General features: G+C 72.3%; 7 protein-coding genes. 4 read left to right on the forward strand and 3 right to left on the reverse strand.

Annotation, left to right across the window (positions count from 1 at the left end; translation table 11 throughout):
• Both ABD297_RS09240 and ABD297_RS09245 read right to left on the reverse strand, forming a co-directional pair.
• Positions 1 to 390: an SHOCT domain-containing protein gene (locus tag ABD297_RS09240; RefSeq protein WP_344254599.1), complete on the reverse strand. Its 390-nt coding sequence runs from the start codon at positions 388 to 390 to the stop codon at positions 1 to 3.
• On the reverse strand, positions 387 to 845 hold the full coding sequence (locus ABD297_RS09245) for a DUF6325 family protein (RefSeq protein ID WP_344254600.1): 459 nt from the start codon (positions 843 to 845) through the stop codon (positions 387 to 389). Before ABD297_RS09245 ends, ABD297_RS09240 begins: the two co-directional genes overlap by 4 nt.
• A 132-nt stretch (positions 846 to 977) precedes the next feature.
• On the opposite strand from ABD297_RS09245, the gene ABD297_RS09250 reads away from it, so the two are divergent.
• From ABD297_RS09250 to ABD297_RS09265, 4 genes are all read left to right on the forward strand, one after another.
• Positions 978 to 2852: an alkyl/aryl-sulfatase gene (locus ABD297_RS09250; RefSeq protein ID WP_344254601.1), complete on the forward strand. Its 1875-nt coding sequence runs from the start codon at positions 978 to 980 to the stop codon at positions 2850 to 2852.
• A 43-nt stretch (positions 2853 to 2895) separates the two neighbouring features.
• Entirely contained in the window at positions 2896 to 3972 is a 1077-nt protein-coding gene (locus ABD297_RS09255) for an AI-2E family transporter (RefSeq protein WP_344254602.1), read from the forward strand.
• Between the two features lie 178 nt (positions 3973 to 4150).
• Positions 4151 to 5224 carry an SGNH/GDSL hydrolase family protein gene (locus tag ABD297_RS09260; RefSeq protein ID WP_344254603.1) on the forward strand — a complete coding sequence of 358 codons (1074 nt, stop codon included), beginning with the start codon at positions 4151 to 4153 and terminating at the stop codon, positions 5222 to 5224.
• Positions 5225 to 5327: 103 nt separating this feature from the next.
• Positions 5328 to 6884 carry a phytoene desaturase family protein gene (locus ABD297_RS09265; RefSeq protein ID WP_344254604.1) on the forward strand — a complete coding sequence of 519 codons (1557 nt, stop codon included), beginning with the start codon at positions 5328 to 5330 and terminating at the stop codon, positions 6882 to 6884.
• Between the two features lie 6 nt (positions 6885 to 6890).
• On the opposite strand, the gene ABD297_RS09270 is transcribed toward ABD297_RS09265, so the two are convergent.
• Complete coding sequence (locus ABD297_RS09270; RefSeq protein ID WP_344254605.1) at positions 6891 to 7478, reverse strand: DNA-3-methyladenine glycosylase I; 588 nt, start codon at positions 7476 to 7478, stop codon at positions 6891 to 6893.
• Positions 7479 to 7727: the final 249 nt, after the last annotated feature.

The raw sequence follows: 7727 nt of genomic DNA on the forward strand, positions 1-7727 counted from the left end.
TCAGCCGGCCAGGATCCGGGCCTTCTGCTGCGCGAGCTCCTCGTCGGTGAGGATGCCCTGCGCGTGCAGTGCGGCCAGTCGCTCGAGCGCAGCGATCATGTCGTCGGCGCCCATCGCGGCCGGCGCTGCGGCCGGTGCGGGGGCGGGCGGCGGAGGGGGCGGAGGCGGTGGCGCCTGGGCGGCCAGGGCCTGGGCGACGGCGGCCTGCGTGGCGGCGGCCTGGGCCGCGGCCTCCTGCTGCTGCCGGTAGGCCTCGGCGTCGGCGGCCTGCTGCGCCTTGACCTGCTGGCCCTGCTGCATCTTGCCGCTCACGGCGTTGGCCGTGCCGGCGACGACGGCCGTGCGGGCGGCGAGCCCCAGCAGGCCGGGCCGTCCCATGCGTCCCCTCATGACCCCTCCTCGTTCGTTGCCTTCGACGAGAGGGCGGCCAGCGCCGTCTCGATGTCGTCGTGGGGCAGCCGCTCCATGACGAGCAGCTGGCCGTCGAGCTCGCGCACCTCGGCGGCGATCTCGGCGGCCCACGTGTTCTCCCAGGCGATGACGAGCACCGTCGTCCCGGGGTCCATCTCGGCGGCGATGGCGTGCGCGTCCTCCTCGCCGACGAGGTCGGGCATGACGGTCGGGAAGCCGAGCAGCTCCTCGGCCCCCTCGGGCGACTCGGCGTCGAAGAGCCGGACGCTGCCGTCGTCCTCCTTGCGGACGAGGAGCACGTCGAGCACCCGGACGGCGCCCCGGTCAACGGCCCGGGCCACGGCATCGCGTATGCCGCCCTGCCGCAGCTCTCCGCGGAAGCCGATGACGGCCAGGTCAACTGGTCCGATCGGCGCTGACGTCGAAGTCGACATGGCACTCCCTCCGGGTTCGTGGGCGGCGTCGTGACCGGCGCCGCTCACCACATGCTCCGGCGCGTGCTCGGGCTCGGGCATCACCCCGGCGGGGTGAGGTCCCCGGCCCGGGCCCGGTGGTGCCATGAGCACATGAGCGCAGCAGACGTCACCCCGACCATCACCGCCCAGCAGCAGGCCGTCCTGCAGCGACTGCCCTTCTCGGACGAGCACGACGCCGAGGCCGTCGACCGGGGCATCATCGCCTCGCTCGAGCCCGGCGTGGTGACGAATGCCGAGGGTCGCACCGTCTGGGACAACGACAGCTACGGCTTCCTCGGTGGCGAGGCGCCCGACAGCGTCAACCCGAGCCTCTGGCGGCAGTCCGGACTCGTCGCGCGGCAGGGGCTCTACGAGGTCGTGCCCGGGATCTACCAGGTGCGCGGGCTCGACCTGTCGAACATCTCGTTCGTCGAGGGCGAGAGCGGCGTCATCGTCATCGACCCCCTCATCAGCGCGGAGACCGCCGCGGCGGCGCTGGGCCTCTACCGCGAGCACCGCGGCGACCGGCCGGTGGTCGCGGTGCTCTACACCCACTCCCACATCGACCACTTCGGTGGCGTCAAGGGCGTGACGACCCAGGAGGACGTCGACGCGGGTCGCTGCCAGGTCATCGCCCCGGCCGGCCTCGTCGAGGAGGCCGTGTCCGAGAACGTCTACGCCGGGACGGCGATGAGCCGCCGCGCGGGCTACATGTACGGCGCCTCCCTCCCCCGCGGCGTGCAGGGACAGGTCGGAGCGGGGCTGGGCCAGACCACCTCGTCGGGCTCGGTGACGCTCATCGTCCCGACCGTGGACGTCACGACGACCGGCGAGGAGCTCGTCGTGGACGGCGTGCGCATGGTCTTCCAGATGGCACCCGGGACCGAGGCGCCGGCCGAGATGCACTTCCACTTCCCCGACCTGCGGGCCCTGTGCATGGCCGAGAACTCGACGCACACCCTGCACAACCTGCTGACGCTGCGCGGGGCCCTCGTGCGCGACCCGCACGCCTGGTCGGGCTACCTCACCGAGGCCATCGACCTCTTCGGTGAGCAGACCGACGTCGTCTTCGCCTCGCACCACTGGCCGACGTGGGGTCAGCAGGAGTGCATCGAGTACCTCTCCGTCCAGCGCGACCTCTACGCCTACCTGCACGACCAGACGCTGCGGATGCTCAACCGGGGCATGACCGGCTCCGAGATCGCCGAGGAGATCCAGATGCCGCCCGCCCTCGAGGCGGCGTGGCACACGCACGGCTACTACGGCTCGGTCAGCCACAACGTCAAGGCCATCTACCAGCGCTACATGGGGTGGTTCGACGGCAACCCGGCCCACCTTTGGCAGCACCCGCCGGTCGAGGCGGGCCGTCGCTACGTCGAGTTCATGGGCGGCGCCGACGAGGTCGTGCGCAAGGCGCAGGGCTCCTACGACACCGGCGACTTCCGTTGGGCCGCAGAGGTGCTCAGCCACGTCATCTTCGCCGACGAGCACCATGCCGGAGCGCGCGAGCTGCTCGCCGCGACGTTCGAGCAGCTGGCCTACGGCTCCGAGAACGGCACCTGGCGCAACTTCTACCTCTCGGGCGCGCACGAGCTGCGTCACGGCAGCTTCGGCACGCCGACGGCCACGGCGGCGCCGGACCTGCTCGCCCAGCTCACGCCGGAGCAGCTCTTCGACGCGCTCGCGATCCGCGTGCACGGTCCGCGGTCGTGGGACCTGCACCTGCGCCTCGACGTCGACCTGACCGACGGTGCCCGCTTCCGCCTCACCCTGCGCAACGGCGTGCTGACCTACACGTCGGCGACCCAGCAGTCGGAGGCCGACCTGACGCTCCGGATGCCGAGGGCCGCCCTCGGGGCCCTGATGTCCGGCGCCGACCCGGCCGCCATCGAGGGCGTGGACGTCTCGGGCGACCCGACGGTGCTGGGCACGCTGCTCGGCGCCCTCGACGCGCCCGACCCCGACTTCGCCATCGTCACCCCTTGAGCGCGTCGAGCGCCCCGAGAGTGCCGAGAGTGCCGAGGCCGTCGTGACGGAGCGCGTGCAGTCCGAGCGACCGGTGGTGGCGCCGCGTGGTGTCCTCATCCTCGTGGCGCTGGCAGCCGGCTTCGTCGTGGCGTTCGGCATCCGCCTCGTATCCGGCATCGTCGGCCCACTCTTCCTCGCCCTCGTGCTCACCATCGCCGCGTTCCCGGTCCGCAACGCCCTCGTGCGTCGCGGGGTGCCGCCCTGGCTCGGGACGCTCGCCGTCATCCTCGCCATCTACCTGGGCATGGTCGCGCTCGCCGTGCTCGTCGTCCTGTCCGGGGCCGAGCTCGCCGGCCTGCTGCCCCAGTACGCGGACGACCTGCGCTCGCTCGTCGCCGGGCTGACGGACTGGCTGGCCGCGCGCGGGATCCAGCCCGCGCAGACGCAGGCGCTCGTGTCGTCCCTCGACCTGGGACGGGTCACGAGCCTCATCACGTCGCTGCTCGCGGACGTGCTGTCGCTCGTGACCAGCCTCGTCTTCGTCCTCGCCCTGGTGCTCTTCTCCGCCATGGACGCCCGAGGCTTCTCGGAGACGCTGAGCCGTCTCGAGACGGAGCGTCCGGCGTTCGCGTCGGCGATGACGTCGTTCACCCGCGGCACGCGCCAGTACCTCGTCGTGTCAACGGTCTTCGGCGCCGTCGTCGCCGTCATCGACACGGTGTTCCTGTGGTTCGTCGGCGTGCCCGGCGCCATCCTCTGGGGACTGCTGGCCTTCATCACGAACTACATCCCCAACATCGGCTTCGTCATCGGCCTGGTGCCGCCTGCCGTCCTCGCCCTGCTCGAGGGCGGCTGGGGCACGTTCGTCCTCGTCGTGGTCGTCTACAGCGTCGTCAACCTCGTCATCCAGTCGGTGATCCAGCCGAAGCTCGTCGGCGACACCGTGGGCCTCTCGGCCGTGGTGACGGTCCTGTCGCTCGTCGTCTGGTCGCTGCTGCTCGGGGGCATCGGTGCGGTCCTCGCCGTTCCGCTGACGCTGCTCGCCAAGGCGCTGCTCGTCGACGTCGACCCCGACAGCCGATGGCTCGGCGGCCTGCTCGGGGACCGTCGCGCGCCGACAGCTCCCGACGTCACCTGACCTGCGCTCCTGCGCGCCTGGTCGACGCCGTGGCAGTTCGGCTCGCGGCCCCGGGCAGGCGGCCCTACTGTCCGGTAGTGGGACGTGTGACACGGGGCACATCGTGGTCGCCGGGCGACGCCCCGAGCGGTTGCAGTGCTCAGCGTCAGCAAGCCTTCCACCCACAAAGGAGTGTGTCGTGAAGAGCAGGTCCCTCATGCCATCCACCCGCCGCCGCGCCCTCGGCGCCGGCCTGTCCGCGCTCATCGGCCTCGGTGCCGCGCTCGCGCTCGGCGCCCCGGCCGTCGCGGCGGGCACCACCTACGTCGCCCTCGGCGACTCCTACTCCTCCGGCACCGGCACGCGGACCTACATCAGCGACGGCACGTCGTGCCAGCGCTCGGTCTACGCCTACCCCTCCCTCGACGCCGCGGCGCTCGGGCTGTCCCTGAACTTCCGCGCCTGCTCGGGAGCCACGGTCGCCGACGTCACGAACACCCAGCTGTCGGCACTCTCGAGCACGACGGCATACGTCACGATCTCGGTCGGCGGCAACGACGCCGGCTTCGCGAGCGTGCTGACGACGTGCGCCCAGCCGAGCTGGCTCAGCAACTGCAACGGCGCCATCGACACGGCCCAGAGCACCATCAACAACACGATCCCCGGCCGTCTCGCCACGCTCTACTCCTCGATCCGTGCCAAGGCGCCCAACGCCCGCGTCATCGTCGTCGGCTACCCCCGCATCTTCAACGGCGAGGACTGCAACGCCCTGACCTGGTTCTCGCCGACCGAGGAGTCGCGGCTCAACGCGACGGCCGACCTGCTCAACTCGAAGACGGCCACGGCCGCGTCCAACGCCGGCTTCACCTTCGTCAACCCGACCTCGAAGTTCGTCGGGCACGCCGTGTGCGACAGCGTCGAGTGGCTCAACGGCCTGTCCAGCCCGGTGAGCGAGAGCTACCACCCGAACATCGCCGGGCACCGCGACGGCTACGCCGTGCTGACCAAGCCGGCGTTCGGGCTCGCCCTCACGCTCTCCGCGGCCAAGGCCGAGGCCACGGCGGTCGCCTCCGCCGACAGCCTGGCCCGCGACGCGAGGCGGTATGCCGCGGTCGACCGCACGATCACGCCGGAGCGTTTCGTCGCTCCCGACCTCACGACACCGGCCGCCCGCGCCGCCGCGGCCCGCGCCGGGGTCGACCTGAGCAGCCGCGCGAGCATCGACGCCGCCGACCGGCTCTACAACGCCCGGCAGGACGCCGCGCGCCGCTGACCCGCAGCGAGGAAGAGCGCCCACTCGACGTCCCAGGACGTTCGGGTGGGCGCTCTCGCACCGGTCGAGTGAGGGCCTCGCCGCGGTCGCCTAGGGTGAGCGCGTGCGCTACGACGACATCATCATCGGGGCCGGACACAACGGCCTGACCGCGGCCGCCTACCTCGCCCGGGCCGGGCGCCGGGTCCTCCTGCTCGAGCGCGCCGACCACGTGGGCGGGGCCGCCGTCTCGGCCCGCGCCTTCGAGGGCGTCGACGCGCGGCTGTCGCGCTACTCCTACCTCGTGTCGCTCCTGCCCCGGCAGGTCCTCACCGACCTCGACCTCGACCTGCGGCTCATCCGGCGCCGGTTCTCCTCCTACACGCCCGTGCCGTCCGACCCGGACCGTGGCCTGCTCGTCGACCACGGGGACCAGGCCGCGACGCGGGCAGCCTTCCGCGCGCTGACCGGTGGGGACGAGGCGTATGCCGGGTGGACCGACTTCTACGGCCGCATGGCCGCGGTGGCCGAGCGGGTCTTCCCGACGGTCCTCGAGCCGCTTCGCTCGCGCGACGACGTGCGGTCGCTCTCGGGCGACGCCGCCCTCTTCGACGCCCTGACGACCCGACCGGTCGGCGAGCTCATCGAGTCGGTCACGAGCGACGACACCCTGCGCGGCATCATCGCGACCGACGCGCTCATCGGCACCTTCGCCTCGCTCTCCGAGGGCGACCTGCGCCAGAACGTCTGCTTCCTCTACCACCTCATCGGTGGCGGCACCGGCGACTGGGACGTGCCCGTCGGCGGCATGGGCGCTCTCACGGACTCCCTTGCGGCAGCGGCGGTCTCGGCCGGGGCGACCGTCCTCACCGGGGCCGAGGTCACCTCCGCTGACCCCTCGACGGGCGAGGTCGCGTGGTCGGGCGGGAGCGCGGGAGCGGGCAGGGCGACCGGGGGCACGCTCGTCGCCGGCTGCGCGCCCGCAGTGCTCAACCGGCTGCTCGCGGCCGCCGGCGCCGACCCCGTCGACACCGAGCCCGACGTCGAGGGCGCCCAGCTCAAGGTCAACATGCTCCTGACGCGCCTGCCCCGCCTCCGCGACGCGGACGTCGACCCCGCAGCCGCCTTCGCCGGCACCTTCCACATCAACGAGGGCTACGGCCAGCTCGAGCAGACGTATGCCGCGGCGCGCGACGGGCGCATCCCCGACCTGCCGCCGTGCGAGATCTACTGCCACACCCTGTCGGACCGCTCGATCCTCGGCCCCGACCTGGCGGCGAGCGACGCGCAGACCCTAACCCTGTTCGGCCTGCACCTGCCGGCGCGGCTCTTCCGCGCCGACAACGCGGCCGCGACCCAGGAGGCACTCACCGCCACCCTGCGCTCGCTCGACTCGGTGCTCGGCGAGCCGATCGAGTCGGTGCTGGCGCGCGACGCGGACGGCAACCCGTGCATCGAGGTCAAGAGCCCGGTCGACCTCGAGCAGGCCGTCGGCCTGCCCGGCGGCAACATCTTCCACCGCTCGCTGCAGTGGCCGTGGGCCGAGCGCGACTCCGAGGTGGGCACCTGGGGCGTCGAGACGGCATACGACAACGTGCTTCTCGGTGGAGCCGGGGCACGCCGCGGTGGCGGCGTCAGCGCGATCCCGGGCCACAACGCCGCGCGCGCGATCCTGGGCTGACGCGGCCTACGCGGTCCAGACGCCCGAGCTGCCGCGACGGTGACTGCCCAGCAGGTGCGTGTCGACGATGCCGACGGCCTCCATCAAGGCATACATCGTGGTGGGGCCGACGAAGGCAAATCCCTTCTTGCGCAGGGCTTTCGACAACGCCTTGCTCTCGTCGGACACGGTGGGCACGTCGGAGTGGTCGCTGGGGCGCGGGGTGTCGGCAGGCTGGAAGGACCACACGAAGTCGACGAGGCCGCCGTCCTCACGGAGCGCGATCGTGGCGCGCGCGTTGGTGATCGTGGCCTGGATCTTGCCGCGGTGCCGGATGATGCCGGCGTCACCGAGCAGGCGCTCGACGTCGTCGTCGGTGAAGGTCGCGACGACGTCGGGGTCGAAGCCCGCGAAGGCCGCCCGGAAGTTGGGCCGCTTGCGCAGGATCGTCGCCCACGACAGGCCGGCCTGGAAGCCCTCGAGGCAGATCCGCTCGTAGAGTCCGCGCTCGTCACGGATCGGCATGCCCCACTCGGTGTCGTAGTAGTCCATGAGGAGCGGGTCCACGGACGCCCAGGCGGGGCGGGCGAGCCCATCAGTGCCTAAGACCGTCATGCCGCGACCCTAGGACACCAGGACGACACCCGGCCGCGACGCCAACTCAGCCCGGGCCGGGATCGGCGGGCCCAGGAACGTCAGACCGCCACGCCAACTCAGCCCGGGCCGGGATCGGCGTGCCCAGGAACGTCAGACCGCCACGCCAACTCAGCCCGGGCCGGGATCGGCGTGCCCAGGAACGTCAGACCGCCACGCCAACTCAGCCCGGGCCGGGATCGGCGTGCCCAGGAACGTCAGACCGCCACG

Origin of the sequence: Terrabacter carboxydivorans (assembly GCF_039532035.1) — a bacterium.
Classification (GTDB): Bacteria; Actinomycetota; Actinomycetes; order Actinomycetales; family Dermatophilaceae; genus Terrabacter; species Terrabacter carboxydivorans.